This window comes from Variovorax gracilis (assembly GCF_030317115.1).
GTDB lineage: Bacteria > Pseudomonadota > Gammaproteobacteria > Burkholderiales > Burkholderiaceae_C > Variovorax > Variovorax gracilis.
Genome location: NZ_JASZYF010000028.1, coordinates 44,167 through 63,098, shown reverse-complemented (window position 1 = coordinate 63,098; position 18,932 = coordinate 44,167). Strand labels below are relative to the sequence as shown.

General features: G+C 65.0%; 17 protein-coding genes. 10 read left to right on the top strand and 7 right to left on the bottom strand.

What is annotated here, in order from left to right; translation table 11 throughout:
* Positions 1-577: 577 nt before the first annotated feature.
* From QTH97_RS30280 to QTH97_RS30270, 3 genes are all read right to left on the bottom strand, one after another.
* On the bottom strand, positions 578-1,468 hold the full coding sequence (locus QTH97_RS30280; RefSeq protein WP_286572294.1) for an alpha/beta fold hydrolase: 891 nt from the start codon (positions 1,466-1,468) through the stop codon (positions 578-580).
* Between the two features lie 238 nt (positions 1,469-1,706).
* Positions 1,707-2,915: an ABC transporter substrate-binding protein gene (locus QTH97_RS30275; RefSeq protein ID WP_286572293.1), complete on the bottom strand. Its 1,209-nt coding sequence runs from the start codon at positions 2,913-2,915 to the stop codon at positions 1,707-1,709.
* Positions 2,912-4,825 (bottom strand): tannase/feruloyl esterase family alpha/beta hydrolase, encoded by a 1,914-nt coding sequence (locus QTH97_RS30270; protein ID WP_286572292.1) that lies wholly within the window; start codon positions 4,823-4,825, stop codon positions 2,912-2,914. The genes QTH97_RS30275 and QTH97_RS30270 overlap by 4 nt, the downstream gene beginning before the upstream one ends.
* 45 nt (positions 4,826-4,870) lie before the next feature.
* Between QTH97_RS30270 and QTH97_RS30265 the strand changes: the two genes are divergently transcribed.
* The 8 genes from QTH97_RS30265 (at position 4,871) to QTH97_RS30230 (ending at position 14,218) form a co-directional block, all read left to right on the top strand.
* A complete protein-coding gene (locus QTH97_RS30265) occupies positions 4,871-5,626 on the top strand; it encodes a TetR/AcrR family transcriptional regulator (RefSeq protein WP_286572291.1) in 756 nt (251 codons plus the stop codon).
* Positions 5,627-5,755: 129 nt separating this feature from the next.
* A complete protein-coding gene (locus QTH97_RS30260) occupies positions 5,756-6,583 on the top strand; it encodes a helix-turn-helix transcriptional regulator (protein ID WP_286572290.1) in 828 nt (275 codons plus the stop codon).
* Positions 6,584-6,698: 115 nt separating this feature from the next.
* A complete protein-coding gene (locus tag QTH97_RS30255; protein WP_286572289.1) occupies positions 6,699-8,540 on the top strand; it encodes an AMP-binding protein in 1,842 nt (613 codons plus the stop codon).
* Positions 8,541-8,572: 32 nt separating this feature from the next.
* Complete coding sequence (locus QTH97_RS30250) at positions 8,573-9,346, top strand: enoyl-CoA hydratase-related protein (RefSeq protein WP_286572288.1); 774 nt, start codon at positions 8,573-8,575, stop codon at positions 9,344-9,346.
* Positions 9,347-9,358: 12 nt separating this feature from the next.
* Positions 9,359-10,258: an SDR family NAD(P)-dependent oxidoreductase gene (locus tag QTH97_RS30245; protein WP_286572287.1), complete on the top strand. Its 900-nt coding sequence runs from the start codon at positions 9,359-9,361 to the stop codon at positions 10,256-10,258.
* A 157-nt stretch (positions 10,259-10,415) separates the two neighbouring features.
* Positions 10,416-11,285 (top strand): Bug family tripartite tricarboxylate transporter substrate binding protein, encoded by an 870-nt coding sequence (locus QTH97_RS30240; RefSeq protein WP_286572286.1) that lies wholly within the window; start codon positions 10,416-10,418, stop codon positions 11,283-11,285.
* Between the two features lie 15 nt (positions 11,286-11,300).
* A complete protein-coding gene (locus QTH97_RS30235; protein WP_286572285.1) occupies positions 11,301-12,488 on the top strand; it encodes a thiolase family protein in 1,188 nt (395 codons plus the stop codon).
* 29 nt (positions 12,489-12,517) lie between these two features.
* Complete coding sequence (locus tag QTH97_RS30230; RefSeq protein WP_286572284.1) at positions 12,518-14,218, top strand: tannase/feruloyl esterase family alpha/beta hydrolase; 1,701 nt, start codon at positions 12,518-12,520, stop codon at positions 14,216-14,218.
* Positions 14,219-14,346: 128 nt separating this feature from the next.
* On the opposite strand, the gene panD is transcribed toward QTH97_RS30230, so the two are convergent.
* The 3 genes from panD to QTH97_RS30215 all read right to left on the bottom strand — a co-directional run bounded on the left by panD (position 14,347) and on the right by QTH97_RS30215 (position 16,032).
* Positions 14,347-14,763 (bottom strand): aspartate 1-decarboxylase, encoded by a 417-nt coding sequence (panD, locus tag QTH97_RS30225; RefSeq protein ID WP_286572283.1) that lies wholly within the window; start codon positions 14,761-14,763, stop codon positions 14,347-14,349.
* Positions 14,764-14,808: 45 nt separating this feature from the next.
* A complete protein-coding gene (locus QTH97_RS30220) occupies positions 14,809-14,946 on the bottom strand; it encodes a hypothetical protein (protein WP_286572282.1) in 138 nt (45 codons plus the stop codon).
* Between the two features lie 156 nt (positions 14,947-15,102).
* The gene (locus QTH97_RS30215) at positions 15,103-16,032 is read right to left on the bottom strand and encodes a LysR family transcriptional regulator (RefSeq protein WP_286572308.1); all 930 of its coding nucleotides are present in this window, start codon (positions 16,030-16,032) and stop codon (positions 15,103-15,105) included.
* Positions 16,033-16,890: 858 nt separating this feature from the next.
* Between QTH97_RS30215 and QTH97_RS30210 the strand changes: the two genes are divergently transcribed.
* Both QTH97_RS30210 and QTH97_RS30205 read left to right on the top strand, forming a co-directional pair.
* Complete coding sequence (locus tag QTH97_RS30210; RefSeq protein ID WP_286572281.1) at positions 16,891-17,166, top strand: PepSY domain-containing protein; 276 nt, start codon at positions 16,891-16,893, stop codon at positions 17,164-17,166.
* A 2-nt stretch (positions 17,167-17,168) separates the two neighbouring features.
* Positions 17,169-17,708 carry a cytochrome b/b6 domain-containing protein gene (locus QTH97_RS30205; RefSeq protein WP_286572280.1) on the top strand — a complete coding sequence of 180 codons (540 nt, stop codon included), beginning with the start codon at positions 17,169-17,171 and terminating at the stop codon, positions 17,706-17,708.
* Between the two features lie 404 nt (positions 17,709-18,112).
* On the opposite strand, the gene QTH97_RS30200 is transcribed toward QTH97_RS30205, so the two are convergent.
* Complete coding sequence (locus QTH97_RS30200) at positions 18,113-18,445, bottom strand: cell envelope biogenesis protein TolA (protein ID WP_286572279.1); 333 nt, start codon at positions 18,443-18,445, stop codon at positions 18,113-18,115.
* Positions 18,446-18,932 lie beyond the last annotated feature (487 nt).

Genomic DNA, 18,932 nt, shown 5'->3' with positions numbered 1-18,932 from the left:
GCGGACACCAATGTCGTGCTCTACCTGATGTCGCAGGAACGCCCCCAAAAGGCTGAACGGGCGCGCGGTGATCGCCGAGCGCCCGATCATCAGCGTTCAGGTCCTCAACGAGATCACCAATGTCGCGCGGCGCAAGCTCACCCCGCCCTGGAATGAGATCGACGAGTTTCTGAGCTGTGCCACGTCGAACCGATGGCCCGTCAGTCCCACGATCTGGGGCGCGGCCTTAGCGAGCGGTGCCAGTTCTCGGTGTACGACGCGATGATCTGTCCTCGGCGCTCTTGGCCGGCTGTGACACGCTGTGTTCGGAGGACATGCAAGCCGGTCTGCAATTCGAAAGACTCTGACGATTGTCAAGCCGTTCGAAGACAAGGCGCCCCCGCGGCGTGCTGCGCCACGTCGCGTCTGACTTCTGACTTTCCCGATCGCGCCCTATCCGGCGTGATCGGGTTCAGCAGCCGACCAGGCACCCCTGCGACAGCCGTCACCGAGTCCTTCTTGAACCGGCAGCTTTGGGTCCGAGTCGACCCGCCGGGCGAGCATGCCCGTCCAAGCATGCCGACTCAGGCCAGTGCAGTCAGGACGCGTGCGCGCTCAAGAACTCGATGACGCGCTGCTGAGCTGCATCGGCGTCGGCGTTCGTGTACAGCGCCAGGTGAGTACCTTCCTCAAGCTTCAGCAATTCGGCACCCGGAATGGTCGCGGCCGCGAAGTAGCTTTGTTCAGGCGGAAGGTCCGAGTCGACGGTACCCTGGACGATCAGCGTGGGCGCCGTGATCCGCTCGAGTTCGAGTGAGTCGATGCTGCCGAACTGCGCGAGGTCGTTGTCGTAGCCGTCTCGCCGCTCCTTGCCCTGTTCGGCGGTCGGGCCGAGGTCCAGAACGAATCGGCGCTTGGTGTCATCGGCGAAGACCGCGGCGACCTGCTCCGCCAACTGCTCCTTGCTCAGGTCGCCTTCGCTGCTAAGCGCGCCGGCAATGTACTGCTTGGGTTGATGTGCCGCGAGCACCCGCATGAGCCAGCGTCCGGCCGATGTCGTGAACATCAACCGGGAGGCGGAGGTCAGGTTCGTGTCGTGGTACGCCTGGCTGACCGCGGCGAAGGCGACGATCGACATGATCTTGGCGGGATGTCTGACGGCGAGCCGGTAGCCGGCAGGACCTCCGCCGGACCACGTGTAGACCGCGGTTTTCGCGATGCCAAGTTCGTCTAGCAGCGCGGCGAGCAGGTCGGCTTGCTGGTCGATCGTGTACCGATCGCCAAGCACAGTGCCGAGGTAGCCGGGCCGCGAAACCAGGATCGCCTTGAACTGCGCCTTCGGCAGGAAGCGGCCCATCAGCTCGGCCGCGTCGATGCCGCCCGGGCTGCCGTGGATCACGAGCACGGCAATGCCCTCACCGGCGACGGCGTACTCGATCGGACCGAGCGGCGTCTGGGCGATGGCGGCGATCAATTCGTTGGTGGCCATGTATGTTTCCCGGGTCAGAAGGAATACGCGAGCTTCAACGTCGTGCCATGGCGCAACGTGAGTGAACCATACGCGTTGTAGCGCGAATGACGTGTGTCTCGGCCTGACCCTGACGATCCAGAAGAACCTGGAACTGAAGGCCGAGTACGTCGGGCGGCTCGGTTCGGGCTACCGCTCCAACGAAGGGGATCCCGCGCGTGAACTACCTGTTCTGAAGCTCATCCGGGAGGCGGTTCTGTCACCCTGCCTTCCATCGTGCACAACGCGACTCGGCTTTGGTCGTCCAGGCAGCTTCGCCCTTGATGGACTCGACCACCTTGTAGTAGTCCCAGGGCTCCTTCGATTCCGTGGGGGACTTGACCTGCATCAACTGCATGTCGTGAACCATCAAGCCATCCTCCCGCAACCAACCGCCTTTGACGAACATGTCGTCGAACTTCCATTTGCGCAGCTGAGCCATCACCTTGTCGCCGTCATCGCTGCCGGCGGCCTTCACAGCCTTGAGGTATTGCAGCGCTGCGGAGTAGTCCCCGGCATGAAACGACGAAGGCATGCGCTTGTGCTTCTCGAAGAAGCGCCGCGCCCATGCACGCGATTCGGGGCTCTGGTTCCAGTACCAGCTGTCGGTCAGGTACATGTCCTGTGCCGTCTTCAGGCCGAGCGCATGCACGTCGTTGATCGTGATGATCATTCCCGCGAGCTTCATGTTCCTGTTGACGCCGAACTCGGCCGCCGACTTGATGGCGTTGACCGTGTCTCCGCCTGCATTCGCCAGGGCGAGCACCTGCGCCTTCGAGTTCTGCGCCTGGATCATGAAGGAGGAGAAATCGCTTGCGCCCAGCGGATGCTTCACCGAGCCGACGACCGTGCCGTTTGCCGCCTGCACGGTCTTGCTGGCGTCGCTCTGCAACGAAGCGCCGAATGCATAGTCCGCCGTCACGAAGAACCAGCTCTTCCCGCCACCCTTGACCACCGCGCTGGCTGTCCCACGAGCCATCGCCACGGTGTCGTAGGCGTATTGGATGGTGTAGGGGGAGCAATACTCGTTCGTCAGGCTGGAGGCGCCGGACCCGACGACGAAGTAGGGCTTCTTCTTGTCCGCAGCGACCGAGGCCATGGCAATCGCTGCGCCGGAGTTGACGCCGCCGATGAGCATGTCGACCTTGTCCACGTCGAACCACTCGCGCGCCTTCGCCGCGGCGATGTCGGGCTTGTTCTGATGGTCCATCGTGACCAGCTCGATCTTCTTGCCGTCCAGCGATCCTCCGAAGTCGGTGATGGCCATGCGAATCGCTTCGGCGCCCGCGGGGCCGTCATAGTCGCGGTAGATCCCGGACATGTCGCTGATGAAGCCGATGCGGATCACGTCATCGGATACCTGGGCAAACGAAGAGGCGGCAGCGGAGGCCAGAGCCAGGAGGACGCCTGGTGCGTGGAGTCGTTTCATTGCTTTTCCAGTGAGGTTCGTTGGGCGCTATTGCAGGCGAAGCTGCTTTCCACTTCCGGATTGCCGGTGCCGTTGTACTGAGCGGTGAGGGGGAAGGGGCACAGGGGACGGGTCCGACCCGGCCAAGGGGTGCTCGCGGGCGCCGTGGCCACGAGCTTGGCCGGTGGCTTTGCGCCCTCGACCCAGTCGACCACTGCCTGGAACGCGTCGTAGCTGCTTGTCGCAGGTCCGCCACCGCAGTGCTGCGCGCCGGGCACCATGAACAGGCGGACGTTCTTCTGCGTCTCTGCGTAATCGAAGGGCGTGCCACCCTTGGCGAGGTTCAGCTTCTGATACCAATCGACCATGGCGAGCGCAGAGAAGGGGCCGCCGCTCTGGGGCTGATGAATGATCAGCTTGCCTGCGTGCTTGGTGAACCGCGACAGGTCGGTCGAATCCACATCCAGAAGCGAGTTCGACGACACGGGAAATGCGGCGGTCGTGGCGAAGATGCTCGCGTAGTACGCATCGAGGTCGTAGCTGAGCATGACCTTGAGCATGCCTTCGTTGGCCGTCGGGGCAGGAGACGCGTAGGGTGTGGGTGCCACCATCGTGCTCAGGCCGGCGCCGGCGAATTCACTGAAGTCCAGGCCGGTATTCACGGCGGTCGCCATGTTGGTCTGATAGCCGCCGAGCTTCCACGAGCGCCAGCCGCCCGCGATGTTCGTTGCCGAAGGCGTGTTGCAGTCCGCCGCACTGGTGCATCCGGCGATACCTGCGTCCCACATCCAGCCGTAGTACGGCTTCAGGCCGGACGGAGTGACCGGCCCCTCGTAGAGCTTGAGCAAGGTGTCGATCTGGTCCGATGCCAGGCACGTCGCTGTCTTGCCGGCCGTGCAGCGCAGTGCATCGAGCTGCGGCATGACCGTCGGCGTCGTGCACTTCAGGGGCGCGTTCACCATACCGTCTGCGAGCCCGTCGAATGCATCGCACGCGGTGAGCACCGCCTTGGAAACCAGTTGCAAGTCCTGGTTGGTGAAGGTGTTGCTGAGCAGCGGCACGCCGTTGACCGACACCTGCCCCATCGCGCTCGCGAGCTTTGCAAGCTGCTGCGCGTTGTAGACCTCGGAGGTCGACATCGCGGTCAGCTTGAAGCCGGGGTCACCCGATACGACGCCATCGAACTGCTCCGGCAGGCGCTGCGTCACCATCATGGCTTCGCGGCCGCCCATCGAGCAGCCTTCGAAGTAGGAGTACTTCGGCGCCGCGCCGTAGTACGCATTCAAAAGCGCTTTCGCGATCTCATTGGTTTGCTCGATGCCGTTGTACGCAAAGTCGACCCTCGACTGGAAGTCCGATCCGAATGCTGCAACGCCTCCGGCCAATGGATCGGCATTGGTCGCATTGTTGTGGCCTGTGTCGTTGCCCGCGGTGGCGTAGCCCGCGGCAAGGCGGCCAGTCGTATTGGGAACGCTGCCGTTCAGGCCGCCGCCGCCTGTCATTGCGAACTTGTTGTTCCAGTTCGTGGGCAGCCGGACCTGCCACTTGATGGCGTAGACCTGATCGACGCCGGGCGAGGTTTGTGCACCCTTTCGGTTGGCGTTGACCGTGCCGACCACGTTGCAGTGCTCCGACACCGAACTGGTCGCGGCCACGAAGGTGGCCGACGTGATCGCGGAGCCTGACGGCAGGACCTTCGCGGCCGTGACGCGCTCCACGAGTGCGGCGCAGGAGTCGGCGCTCGGAGCAGGGACGACCTGCGGTGGCGCCGGCTGTGCGGCTGGCGTGGAAGGTGCCGGGCTGCCGCCGGCTGCGGGCGGTATGAAGCCGCCGCTGCCTCCACCGCCGCAAGCCCCGAGAGAAAGGCCCGCGGCCGCGGCAGCAAGCCCGGCCAAGCGCCTCGCCGGCCCCACCATCGAACGAACTTTCATACGCCGTCTCCTCGTGTGAGTTTTGAGCGTAGCGTACAGTACTGTTTGGAGACAAAAGTCCGTAATTTCCCTGCATCGATAGGAGAAAAAGACAGTGATGTACTGAGTTTGAGGATTGTTCGAACTTGCCCGCAGGCCGCGGTTGCCGTGCCGGATAATCGCGTCACCCGCCAGCCAAACCGAATGAACGAAGCACTCACGTCCAGCCGACCTTCCCGCAAAGCTGCCAATGGGGCGGCGTCCTCTCGCTTGACGCCGGAGCACTGGATCCAGGCGGCTACCGAGTTGCTGGTCGACAGCGGCATCGATGCGGTCCGTGTCGATGTGGTGGCCAAGCGCATGAAGGTGACGCGGGGCAGCTTCTATTGGCATTTCAAGGATCGCGAGGACCTTCTGCAAAGCCTGCTGGAAAGCTGGCGCAAGGTGACGACCGAGCAGATCATCGAGCGCTTCGAGCGAACCGATGATCCGCACGTCCTGCTCAAGGAACTCATTTCCCTGCCGTTCAGAGGGCGCGCCGCCGCGCGGGCTGCGCGCATCGAGCTGGCGATTCGCGCCTGGGCCCGGCGCGACACCATGGCGAGGCAAGCGGTCGACGAGGTCGACTCACGCCGCATCTCCTACATCTCGCAGTGCTTCTCGTCGCTCGGCTTTTCGCTGGCGGAGGCGCGGCAGAGGGCCTTCCTTCTCTACGCCTACGAGGTCGCCGAATCGATTCTGTCGAACCAGGGCACTGCCGCTCAAAAAAGGGAACGCAGCGCACTGGCGGAGAAGCTCCTGCTGACACGCGTTCCCGAATAGAGCGTGCGACAGGGCGTCTGAGGGGCGAGGGGAAACTCGCTTGCCTGCCCCGATGCGCGCGTGCAGAATCGTTCACATCCCGTCCGTGCCTTCTGCTTGCGGGGGCATGGAGACAACCCTTTTTCCGTCATGCAACTCGTGCGATTGAGCGAGCAGGCGCCCGCGCGAACCCTGGACCGCTCGTGGCAAGCATCGCAGGCGATTGCCGGCGTGGTGGGTTGCGTCGGCGATCGCGAGTTCGGCACCGCAGCGCTCAAGCTGTTGAATGCGGCACTGCCGCTGTGCTGGTGGTCCGTATACACCTTGTTCGACGGCCGGCCGCCGGAAATGTATGTGGGCGGAAGCTACGAGGTGGCCGATCGAACCCGGGACGCATTTCAGTTCTACCGCCGTGGCGTCTATCTCGCCGATCGCACCTTCGACTCTGCGCGCGAATACGCGGTGTCCGGTGGGGCGGTGCTGACGCATTGGCGTGCGGAGGAAATCCCGCGCCGGCATCGCGGCGAGATCTACACGCGGCACGAGTTGAAAGAGCGCGCCTCGGTCGTGACGGTGAACGATGCCGGCTGCTTGACCGCCATCAATCTGTATCGCCATGAGCGACAGCGTTCGTTCGACGACTCCGAACTCGAACTCCTGAGTCTTCTGGGGACGCCGCTCGCCGCGTGCGTGGGCCTGCACTTGCGCAATACGGGGCTGCAGCATCCCGTCGCTCAGCGGCCCGACGCAGACACGGCAGTGGCACCGGCGCGAGGGTCCAGCATCCTCGGCGCACTGCCCAAGCGTGAGCGGGAGGTCTGCGAGAGGCTGCTGAAAGGATGGACGTACGAAGGCGTGGCAGCCGACCTCGCCATCTCGAGCGGCACCGTCAAGACCTACCGTGATCGCGCGTTCGAGCGATTGGGCATCCACCACCGCAACGAACTGTTTGCCCTCGCGATCGGGTCTTTAGGGTAATCCCGGTCCACATCGCAGCAGACAGACGCGGGAGCGACCCAGGCCTAGTCTCTGGCCCTGCGTATGCACTCCCTCGATCGGCGAGGAGCAGGCATCTCGCAAGCGGAGTGGGCGGGTGCAGACACCAACGATTCGCGGCCTCGCCGATGTCCTGGACATCGAGTCGCGGCCCTATGACGATTTCATGCCGCACGGCAGCGTCCTGGCGGCCTTGGAGGCCGTCGCGTCCGAGCATGCGGGCCGGCCGGCCATCACCTACATCGACTCCCATGATCCGGCCGCACCGTGCGCCTCGTGGACCCATGCCGAATTCATCGCCGACGTCCGGCGTGCGGCGCGGACCTTCATGCATCTCGCAGGCGGCGAGCAGCCGAGAGTCGCTTTCCTGCTGCCGGCCATTCCGCAGGCCTACCTGACGCTCTTCGGGGCCGAGGCCGTCGGCGTCGCCTGCCCGATCAACTACCTGCTGGGAGAGGAGCACATCGCCGAGCTGATCGACGCGGCAGGCGTGAACATTCTCGTGGCCCTCGGCCCAACGCCGGAACTCGACATCTGGTCGCGCGCTAGGGGATTGAAGGGGCGATGCCCTTCGCTCAAGCAGGTGGTCGCAGTCGGGTCGGCCGAAGACGCACCGAGCTTCGGCACGTTGCTCGAGGCCCAGTCGTCCGCGCCGCTCTTGGACCTGCCGACGGAACAACGCGATCGACTGGCGGCGCTTTTCCACACGGGTGGCACCACGGGCCGCCCCAAGCTCGCGAAGCACACCCACCGCAATCAGCTCCATGCGGCCTGGGGCGCTGCCTGCATGTACGGGGCGACCGCCGAGGACGTCATCCTCAACGGATTCCCGTTGTTCCATGTGGCCGGCTCCTTCGTGTACGGGCTGTCGATCCTCCTGGCCGGCGGGCAGATCGTCCTGCCCAGTCTTCTCGGGCTGCGCAATGCGCAACTCGTGCAAGCCTATTGGCGCCACGTCGAGCGCCATCGCGTGACCCTGCTGGCGACCGTCCCGACCGTCATGTCGGCGCTGCTGGGCGTGCCGCGGCAAGGCGAAGACCTGTCGACGGTCCGGTGCCTGCTCACGGGCGGCTCGCCCTTGCCATCGGAACTCGCGGAATCTTTCGAGAGCCGCACCGCCATCCCTGTGCGGAACATCCTGGGAATGACCGAGTGCGGCGGCGTCATCGCCATCGAGCCGGTGAACGCGGATCGGGTGGCAGGCTCGGTCGGGCTGCCATTGCCCTTCACAAGCGTTCAGGCCGTCGACGATGCGGGCGCACCGCTTTCGCCTGGAAGGGACGGTGTGTTGCACGTCAGGGGTCCCAACGTCGGCCCCGGCTATGTCGACGCCGACAACAACCTCGGCGTGTTCACCACGGACGGATGGCTCGTGACCGGCGACGTCGGGCACCGGGACGCTGCAGGCCGTGTGTTCGTCACAGGCAGGTCGAAGGATCTCATCATCCGAAGCAGCCACAACATCGATCCGGTCGTGATCGAGGACGCACTGCTTCGCCATCCCGATGTGCTCATGGCCGCGGCCGTGGGGGCGCCTGACGAGTATGCGGGCGAGGTGCCGATCGCCTTCGTCTCGCTGCGTCCAGGCGCCGAGGTCAGCAGCGAGGTCCTGTCGGCCTTCGCACAGGACCACATTCCCGAGCGGCCCGCCTATCCCAAGGCCATCTTCGTGCTCGATGCGTTGCCGGTCACGGCGATCGGAAAGCTGTTCAAGCCGGCGCTGCGGACGCGCGCCATCGAGTGGGTCATCAACGATCGCCTGCAGCGCATCGGCCTGCATGCGACGGTGCATGTACGGGTTGAGACCGAAGGAAAAACCCAGGTCGTCAGGCTCTTGGCCCCTGAGGTCGAAGACCTCGCGGAGTCGGTCAGGAACCTGATGGCGCCCTTCGCCTTGAAGTACCGGCTGGAGAAGGAACTCGAAGGGGGGCGCCGATGAGCGGCAAGGTCATGGTCGAACGTACCGGCCACGTGGCCGTGGTGACGCTGAATCGTCCCGAGGCCCGCAACGCGCTGACGCCGGAGATGCTCTGTCTCCTCGCCGACGCGTTCACGCTCGTGCGGGCGGACGACGCCATCCGCGTGGCGATCCTCGCCGGCACTGGCCATGCCGCATTCTGCGCGGGCGGAGACCTCGGGAGCACGCTTCCATTGATGACCGGAGCGCGGCAGGCGCAGGACGCGTTCGAGCGTCGCATGCTGGCCGATCCCGCCGTCCTGGCCGCGTCGTCATTGCGTGACTTCCCGCTGCACAAGCCCGTCATCGCGGCGATCAACGGTGCTTGCCTGGCCGCAGGGTTCGAGATGGTGCTGGGCACCGACATCCGGGTGGCCGCGGAACACGCCTCGTTCGGCTTGCCGGAAGTGCAGCGGGCGCTGATTCCGTTCGCGGGATCGATGGTCCGATTGCCGAGGCAGATTCCCTATGCGCTCGCAATGGAGATGCTCCTGACGGGCCGTCCGATGAATGCTGCCACCGCACTGAGTTGCGGGCTCGTCAATCACGTCGTGCCTGCGGGTCAGGTGATGGACAAGGCGCACGAGATCGCATCGCACATCGCCGCCAATGGACCGGTGGCAGTGCGTGCGGTGAAGCAGACCGTGCTGGAAGCCAGTGGTCTCCCACTGGATGTCGGCTACCGGTTGGAGGACCGCGCAAAACGCGAGGTTTTCGCGAGCGATGACGCGCGCGAAGGGCCGAGGTCTTTCATGGAAAAGCGTGCCCCCCTGTATGCGGGCCGATGAGGTATTGAAGCCATGATCAGACTGGATGAAAAGGTTGCAATCGTCACGGGTGCCGGCCGTGGACTCGGCCTCGCATTCGCAAAGGCGCTGGCGCGAGCCGGTGCGTCGGTGGTGCTCAACGACATCGATGCAGAGGCCGCGGTGCAGGCGGTGGAGGAGATTCGCGCGGAACGCGGCCGCGCAGTGGCGCAGGCCTGCGCCGTCGGCAGTTCCGAAGCCGCAGACCAATTGGTCGCAAGCGCCGTTGAAGCCTTCGGCCGGCTCGACATCCTCTGCGCGAATGCCGGCAACCTGCGCGATCGGGTCTTGTGGAATCTGAGCGACGAGGACTTCGACAGCGTCGTGGAGACCCACCTGAGGGGCAGTTTCACGTGCGCACGGGCGGCGGTTCGGCAGATGCGCAGCCAGGGGAGTGCCGGCCGCATCGTCCTGATCGCATCGCCGGCGGGCCAGCGCGGGAACGCGGGTCAAACCGCCTATGCCGCCGCAAAGGCCGGCATCGCTTCGTTCGCACGCACATGGTCGATGGAGTGCGCCCGCTCCAACATCACGGTGAATGCCATCGTCCCGGTTGCGTTCACCCGCATGGTCGCCACCATGCCTGCGTTCTCGAACCATGCCGGAGCCGTCGCCAAGGGCGAGCGTCTTCCCGACGAACTGCGAAAGGGCGCCGGATTGGGCCTCCCCGAGGACGTCGCTCCTTTGCTCGTGTACCTGGCCTCCGGGCAGGCGGCCGGTGTCACCGGCCAATGCATCGGCATCGGCGGCGACAAGCTCAGCCTGTGGTCCCACCCCCAGGAGATCTGCACTGCCTTCAGCGACGGCGGCTGGTCCGCCGAGGACATTGCTGCTGTCTGGCCCACCACGCTCGGCCGTGAGCCCGAAACCGTCGGACTTCTGCGTCCCGCATGACCCACCGGATCCACACAACCTTTCTCCAGGAGACACCATGACTTCGAACATTTCGCGCCGCCACTGGCTCGCAGCCGGACTTGCTGCGGCAACGGCCCAAGGCTTTCCGTCCCTGGCGTGGGCGTAGGCCTATCCGAGTCGATCGATCCGCCTGGCCGTGGGCTTCGCGCCGGGCACCGGGCCCGATGTGGTCGCCCGGACACTGGGCCTGAAACTCAGCGAGACCCTGGGCCAGCCCGTCGTCGTGGAGAACCGCGCAGGAGCGGGTGGCCAGATCGCCGCGCAGTTCGTGGCCAAGAGCCCGGCGGATGGCTACACGCTGCTGATCGCGGACGTCAGTGCCATCAGCATCGCACCGGCCGCCTTCTCGAAGCTCGCCTACGACCCGGCGCGAGAGCTCGTGCCGGTCTCCGAGGTGGTTCGCACCGACTTCATCCTGGTGGTCCCCAACTCGTCTCCCGCGAAGTCTGTCGCCGACTTCGTCAAGGCGGCACGGGCCAGCAAGGACAAGATCAACTTCGCAACCTTTGGTGCCGGCACGCCGGGGCACTTTGGCGCCGAGATGTTTGCGGAGCAGGGCGGCTTCAAGGTCGAGCCCGTGCATTTCCGCGCGACGGGCGATGCGGTGACCGGAATCATCGCGGGCGATGTGCAGGCCGCATTCGTATCGACCGCGCTCGCCACGGCACAGGTGAAGGGCGGCAAGATGCGCGCGCTTGCCACGACCGCTCCGCAGCGTTCGCCGCTCCTGCCGGATGTCCCGACCTTCACCGAATCAGGCTTTCCGAAGGCGGACTTCTCCGCGTGGTTCTGCCTGTTCGTCCCCGCTGGCACGCCCGACGCAGTGGTGTCCGCGTTGAACGCCAAGGTCGTGGCGGCCGTCAACGCTCCGGAGGTACGCCGGCAACTGGAGGAGGCGGGCTTCAGCATCCTGGGCACGAGCACTGCCGATGCCGGGAAGATGGTCGCGGCCGAGACCGTGCGGTGGAGCAAGGTCGTCCAGGCCACAGGCTTCAAGGGCGACTGAGCGAGTGCATGGCCCATGAAGTTCGACAACATCGCCTTCTCGCTCGCCGATGCGTGGTCTTCGCCATTCGTGCGCTGGCAGGGAAGCCTTGCGGACCTTTCGAGCCTCGATCTGGCTGTGACGGTGACACGCGATGCCATGGCCGCGCGCGAAGTGGATGCATCACGGATCGGTAGCCTTGTCATCGGCGCCACGATTCCGCAGATGTCCAGTTTCTACGCGGCACCGTGGGTCGCCGCGCAACTGGGCCTGCCCGAAGTCAGCGGGCCGATGGTGTCCCAGGCCTGTGCAACATCCGTCGCGTGCCTCGCAAGCGCCGCGTTCGCTCATGCACCGGGGAGCGGGCGAACGACGCTGGTGCTGACTACCGATCGCACGAGCAATGGCCCCTTGCTGGTCTACCCGCGAACGCAGTCGATGGGCGGCAGTCCGCTGAGCGAGCACTGGGTACTGGACAGCTTCGCCGCAGACCCGGCAACGGGCCAATCGATGGTCGTGACTGCCGACAATGTCGCGCGAGAGGGACGGATGACCCGCGAGGGGCTCGACGCACTGACGCTCCTCCGGTGGTCGCAGTACCAATCCTCGCTGGCGCAAGACAGGGCGTTCCAGCGGCAGTACATGCAGCCGGTTCGCATCGCAAAGGGCAGGTCGACCGCCACGGTCGATGCCGACGAAGGCGTACACGCGTACAGCCAGGAAGGCCTGGCGGCCCTCAAGCCCGCGCTTCTCGGCTCGGTCGTGACGCACGGTGGACAGACGCACCCGGCCGACGGATGCGCAGGTGTCGTATTGGGCGATGTGTCCTGCGTCCGCGAACGCAGCGGAGGCGATCCGGTCGTCAGCCTCGTGTCGGTCGGCTTCGCCCGCGCCGGCAAGGCCCAGATGCCCAAGGCCGCCACCCTGGCGGCTCGGCAAGCCCTTGCCGACGCGGGCCTGCAGGTGTCCCAGATCGCGCTGATCGGCTCGCACAACCCGTTCGCGGTGAACGACGTCTGGCTCAGCCAGCAGATGGACTTTCCGCTCGAGCGCATGAACGTCAAGGGTTGCAGCCTCATCTACGGCCATCCGCAGGGGCCCACCGGCATGCGCGGAATCATCGAATTGGCCTGGTCGCTCAAGGAGGCGGGCGGCGGACTGGGACTTTTCACGGGCTGCGCCGCTGGAGACACCGGCGCCGCCATCGTGATTCGCGTGGATTGAACGCATCGACATTCAATAGGAGACGAACGATGAACAAACCGGAGATCGGCACTTCGTTGCAGGCCGCACTGCACCTGTCACTGGCCGCGCTGGTGCTGGCGGGTTGCGGCGGGGGTGGTGGAGGTGGCCTTCCAAGCGCGGCAGCGCCGGCCCCGGCGCCTGCGCCTGCGCCTGCTGCACCTGCACCCGCCGCCCTCAGCGCCGCCGATGCGTGCTCTGCACTCCAGTCGGTTGCTCTTCCCCCTTCATCCCTCTCCCTGCCGACCAATGGGGCCACGGTGACCGATGCAGTGCTCAAGCCGCCGGTCGCCAGCGCCGCGGGGTCCACGGGGGAGTATTGCGAAGTGAAGGGCGTCATTGCTTCGGTCGACCGTACCGCGCCGCCCATATCGTTCCAGGTCAACCTGCCGTCGGCATGGAACAAGAAGGCGTTTCAATTGATGGGAGGCGGCTACGACGGCTCGGTGGTCACCGGCACCGGCGGTGCGCCGAGCACGACGGGCTTCCAGACGCCGTTGTCGCGCGGCTATGTCACCTTCGGAAGCGACTCGGGCCATGCCGGCAGTGCGCTTGACGGCAGTTTCGGCGTGAATGACGAGGCGCTGGAAAACTACTTCGGAGACCAGCTACGAAAGACACGCGACGTCGCCGTTGTCCTGATGAATCAGCGATACGGCTCGGGACCCGCCAAGACCTACGCAGCCGGCGGATCCGGCGGCGGGCGTGAAGCGCTGTACGTCGCCGACCGGTGGCCCGACCTGTACGACGGTGTCATCGCCTACTACCCCGCCTGGTCGCTCACTTCGATGCTGTTGAACTATGGGCGCATCTCCAAGGATCTGGCTGCGCCCGGCGCCTACCCATCCCCGGCCAAGCAAGCCCTGATCGCGCCTGCGGTCATCGCCGCATGCGATGCGCTGGACGGTGTGAGCGACGGCATCGTCAGCCGTCCCGCCGCGTGCCAGTTCGACATCCAGACCCTGCGTTGCCCCGGCGGCGCGGACACCGCGGCCACTTGTCTTTCGGATGCGCAGATTGCGGGGATCAGGAGCTACGACGCCGGCTTGACGCTGCCCTATATCCTGGCCAGTGGCGCGAACTCGTATCCAGGATTCAACGTGCTCAAGGCGGGCGTCCATCTGGAGGGCTTTGCCATGGGGACCAGCGCGCCTGCAGCACCTTCCACGTTTGCGATGCCGTTCGCCACCTACATCTTCGACTCACTGGCCCGCTTCTGGGTCATGCGTGACTCCAACCTCGATCCCTCTACCTTCGACGTCGGCGCACCGGCGTTCGTGCCGCAGCGGCTGAACTACATCTCCTCGAGGCTGGACGTGCGAACCGACCTGACCCCCTTCGCGAAGAAGGGCGGCAAGCTGATCATGGTCACCGGGCAGGCCGACGCCATCATCCCGGGCGCGACCTCCGTCGATTTCTACAACAGGCTGGCCACTTCGATGGGCGCGGGCTCGCTGGCGAACTTCATGCGCTTCTACTATGTGCCGGGCTTCGATCACGGAAACGGACCCCAATTCAACTTGAGCTGGGACTCCGTGACGGCTTTGGAGCAGTGGGTCGAGAATGGCACAGCGCCCGCGAGCCATGTCGGCGCGGACATCAACCCGGGTGCCAATGGACGAACGCGGCCGTTGTGCGACTTTCCGACATGGCCCAGGTACAACGGGGCTGGAGACCCAGCCGTTGCATCAAGCTTCACCTGCATCCCCTAGCCATCGGTTGGCGCCGTGCTTCGCGGGTGAACGGTACGAGGCCATCGGCCTCTCGACGTGAGATTCGCACGGCTACTTCCCGCTCGACACCGGACGCTCGAGGTTAGGGCTCACAAGGGCCGTTTTGCTCAGGGGCGAGATCGGTGCCCGAAGACAGCGTCGGCTTGAGACGCCTGCACGGGAACATGGGCGCGCTCTTCCTTGATGCGGTTGGCGTCGTCGACGAAGACCAGCTTCGGTCGATGCGCCGCGACGTGTTCCTCGGACACCAGGCCGAAGGCCGCGATGATGATGAGGTCGCCCACCGAGGCCCGTCGCGCGGCGGAGCCGTTGACCGAAATGATGCCGCTGCCGCGCTCGCCGCGGATCGCATAGGTCACGAAGCGTTCGCCATTGTTGATGTTCCAGATATGGATCTGCTCGTTCTCGGCCATGCCGGCCGCGTCGAGCAGGTCTTCGTCGATGGCGCAAGAGCCTTCGTAGTGCAGTTCGCAATCGGTGACCGCCACACGGTGGATCTTGGACTTGAGCAGGGTGCGCAACATGGGGAGATAGCTCTTTCTCTGAATGCAAAAGGTTGAGCGGTCGTGTCAGCCCGCGGGCGGCACGAAGATGGTCTGTGCCGCGATGCGGATCGCCACCCGGTGCACGGCTACGAGGTGTAGCGCGATGCTCGATCCAGCCAGGCCGCTGCCGACCATGGGCGCGTCGAACTCATGAGAAATCACAGGTGTCGCCCTTGGTCTGGATCACAAGACCGGGGGAACCATAACCGACTCTTGCGCTACGGCTGCGTGCATTTAGTGCCGCCCGGGGCCATCCGAAAGGCAGTGACGTGCGGGGACCACCGCGGGTCGGGCAAGACGAACCGCGCCGCATCCCACTCAATGGGCGACCATGTCCTCAACCTTCAGCGATCCCATCCGTTCAAAGATCAAATCGTGCAAGGTTTGGGCCGCGACGGAGAGACTTCCTTCCCGCCGTTGAACCAGGTGAATCGTGCGGCTCAGACCTCGCGCCGACAGCGGGCGGGTCAACAGGGTCGCGCGTTGGAAATGAAACAGCGTCAGCGTCGGCACCACGCTGATCCCGACGCCCGCTTCGACCAACCCGGTGACCGTCGCCAGGTGTTCCACTTCAAAGGCGGTATTGAGCTGCAGTGGATGCAGCGCAGCGTCCAGCGCCTGGCGCACGCTGCTGTTGCGGGTCATCTGGATGAATGGGTATGGCGCGAGGTGCTTGGGCGACAGCCGATCCATCTTCGCCAGGGGGTGATCGGTCCGGCAGACCAGGTGAAAGCGGTCGCTGCACAGTTTTGTGCTGCGCAGGTCCACCGCCGAGGTCGACCGCGCCTCGCTCGCGGAGAGTGCGAAGTCGGCTTCGTGATTGCGAACCCGCGCGATGCACGCATCCGAGAGCGCGTCGTGAAGCTCGACCGCGATCCCCGGCCAGGTCCGCATGAACTCTGCAAGGATCTGTGGGAGCCAGCCGGCCGCGAGCGAAGGCAGCGCCGCAACGCTCACGCGTCCCTTCCGCCGCTCGACGCGGTCGGCAAGGTCGCCGATCAATTCCTGCATGTCGTCCAGCAGGCGCCTCGCCGAGCTTTCGAACTGACGCCCTTCCGGCGTCAGTTGCACGCTGCGGGTGTCGCGATCGAACAACCGGGCGCCCACGGTTTCCTCCAGCGTGCGGATCAACGTGCTGAAGGCCGGCTGCGACAGATGGCAGCGCTGCGCAGCGCGCGTGAAGTTGCACTGGTCGGCCAGCGCTGCGAACGCACGGAGCTGTCGTGTCGATAGATCGGTGGTTGGCATGGCTATCTGAAAACTGGATGAACTGATTGGAACGTTCAATCTTACCGATAACACTACGCGCACGATCGCGTTCCAATCGCCCACCTATTTCGGCTTCTTCCCACGCTGGAGGTGCCCGGCCTGAAGGCCCTGGAGCTTCCGACCGATCCGGGCCGCGGCGCCTTCAGCAGCCCATGGGCTCCTGATGCCCGCAGCACAAAAGCGCGAACTCCTTGCGCTGCTCGCACGGCATGCCGTACCCCTGATCGAGGATGGCGTCTACGGCGAGATCCACTTCACGCGAGAGCGTCCCGGGCCATTCATCGCGCTCGACGGCGGCGCCAACACGCGATCACTTGCTGCGCAAAAGCGCCGGGCGCAATGCAGCCGATGCGCTATCCGGGTGCGAGGCCTTTCGAGAACGCGCTGCAGTCGATCGCCACATGCGTCGGCTACGCCGCCTACTCGAAGAGAACCTGCTGCGCTTGACCCGCGTCGTCGAGGCGAGTTTTCCGGCGCAGACGCGCGTCAGCCGGCGCGCTGGCGCATTTGCACTGTGGTCGAACTGCCCAGAGGTTTCGACTCCCGAGCCTTGTTTGACAAAGCGCTTGAACATGGCATCTGCTTCGCGCCCGGGGGCGTCTTCTCCGCAAGTCGGCGATTTCGGAAGTGCCTGCGCCTGTGCGCTGGCAGCACCTGGAGCGAGCGACTCGACCAGGGCGTTCAGCGTCTTGGCGAGTTCGCACACGCTCAGCTTTCGACTTGAGAGCCGCGACGCAGTGCTCGAGGAAGGCCAGGCGTTGCGTGAGGCGGCCTTCCATCGGCGAGGACGAACCAATGCTAAGCTTTTGCGCTCCTTCACTGAGCCAGGACAAACCGATGAAGCAATTTATCTTCGCCGTCGCTGTCGGCCTTCTCACCTTCGCAGCGGCTCCCGCCTTCGCCAAGGCGAACTGCAAGGCCCATCCGAAATCCGAATGGATGTCGGAAGCCGAGGCCAAGGCCAAGATCGAGGCACAGGGCTACACGATCGCCAAGTTCAAGGTCGACGGCAACTGCTATGAGATCTATGGCAGAAACAAGGCCGGCAAGAAGGTCGAGATCTACTATGACGCCAAGACCCTGGAGCCGGTGAAGAGCGAGGTCGAAAAGTAGCAATGTCGACCCCGAGCGACGAGGATCCAGTGCGAAGCGGAGCTCTTGTCTGGGATGTCGCTGTCCGCTTCTTTCATTGGGCGTTGGCCGCATTGGTCATCTTCTGCACGATGCAGGACGACGGCGGTCAGGTGCATCGCGCCGCAGGGTATGCGGCGGCCGGCGTCGTCGTCGCACGCCTGTGGTGGGCGGCGTGTGCGAAAGGCCATGGTAGCTTGGCAGCCCTCAAGCCGTCCGCGGCTGCGGCGTTCGCCTATGTTCGCGCCGGCGCGCCGCGTTGCATGGGCCACGATCCGCTCGGGCTGTGGATGGTGTGGCTGTTGTGGTCGCTCGTATTGCTGCTTGGGCTCACCGGGTGGATGAGCCGCTTCGACGTTTTCTGGGGCGACGAGCGCTTGCAAGAAGTCCATGCATGGCTCGCCGATGCGTTGCTGGTCGCCCTGGCAGTCCATCTTCTCGGCATCTGCCTCATGAGCTGGTGGTGGCGCGAGAATCTTTCGGCATCAATGCTCAACGGCCGCAAGCGCGGGCCCACTGCATAGCCAACAAACCGGACGCCAGGCGTGGCGTCGCGTCGTACGAACGGCGACGACGGGTGATCGACGGGCATCGCCGATCCTTGGGGACGCCTCGACCGACATCGTCTGCGGATCGCGCTGGCGACACGCGTCCAGCTCCGAAGCCCAGCGAAGCAGTGTGAATCGCTGACGAGGCGTTGTGTCCGCAATCGGCAAGCGCCAGGATCCGTCACGGCGTCAACGTCCTTGATTCGTTCGCCATGGGATGGGTCATTGAGCACGGCTCTTCGACTGCTCGCCTAGAACTCAAAGGGCCAGCGCCGCCGCCCAGTTTCATGCCGCGGCCTCGGTCGCCTGGCGTGCGTACAGCCAGCGCGCGCGCTCGATTCCGGAGCGTGCGCTTCCAGCGTGTCCAAATGGTGCGTCGTTTACTTGGAGGCCGGCATGCCGGGAGTGTTCGGCGGCGTTGGGTACTGGCCAGGCTTCTTGCTCGGGTCGTTGGCTTCACGCGCGTTGGCGCGCTCCTGGCCGGCTGCCGCTGCCTTGCCCGTACCGATCTTGTCGTTCAAGGGAGAGTTCACCTCGTCACCGCCAACTGCCTTGACCTTGTCCTGTGGACGCGAGTTGTCGATGGCCTGTGCGCGCTCCTGCGGCTTGGTGTTGGTGATGACCTGCTGTTGCGACGACGCACCTGGGGGGTTCTGCGCGTATGCGGCTGACACAAACAGGCCGGCGATCAGGGTTGCAAGAATCTTGCTCATTGCGGGCTCCTCAACAGAGTTTGATTTGGCCGCCTTGTGACCACGAAGATGTGTTGCCGGCTCATTCAGTGCGCGGCCGTCCGACGATTTCATTGTGTGAGTGCTGGCACAACAAATCTACCCCGGCAGCCACGTACTTCCCACGTACGTGGTGCCTGCCCGGGCCCCTGGTGGTAGCCCGTGAAGTGTCGTCGCCTCGCTGCGTGAACGCGAGGCGGGATTCGGCTGCCGGCGCCCACGGATGGAGTCAGGTGCGAGACGTGCGAACGCGAACGGTGAATGCCCCCACGTCAAACACGTACGTGCTCGCCGGGATCGACCGTGCGCGGTCGCGGGCGCATCATGGCGCGCAAGAGGGAGCTCAGGCGTTGGCTCGAAAAGGTCACTGGTCAACAAGCGGCGGGTTGCCCTGTTCCGATGCCGGAAGGCATCAAGGTTGCTCAACGGAGCCCTCCGAGAAGGGGTGACGTTCTTACGCCCGCCTCGC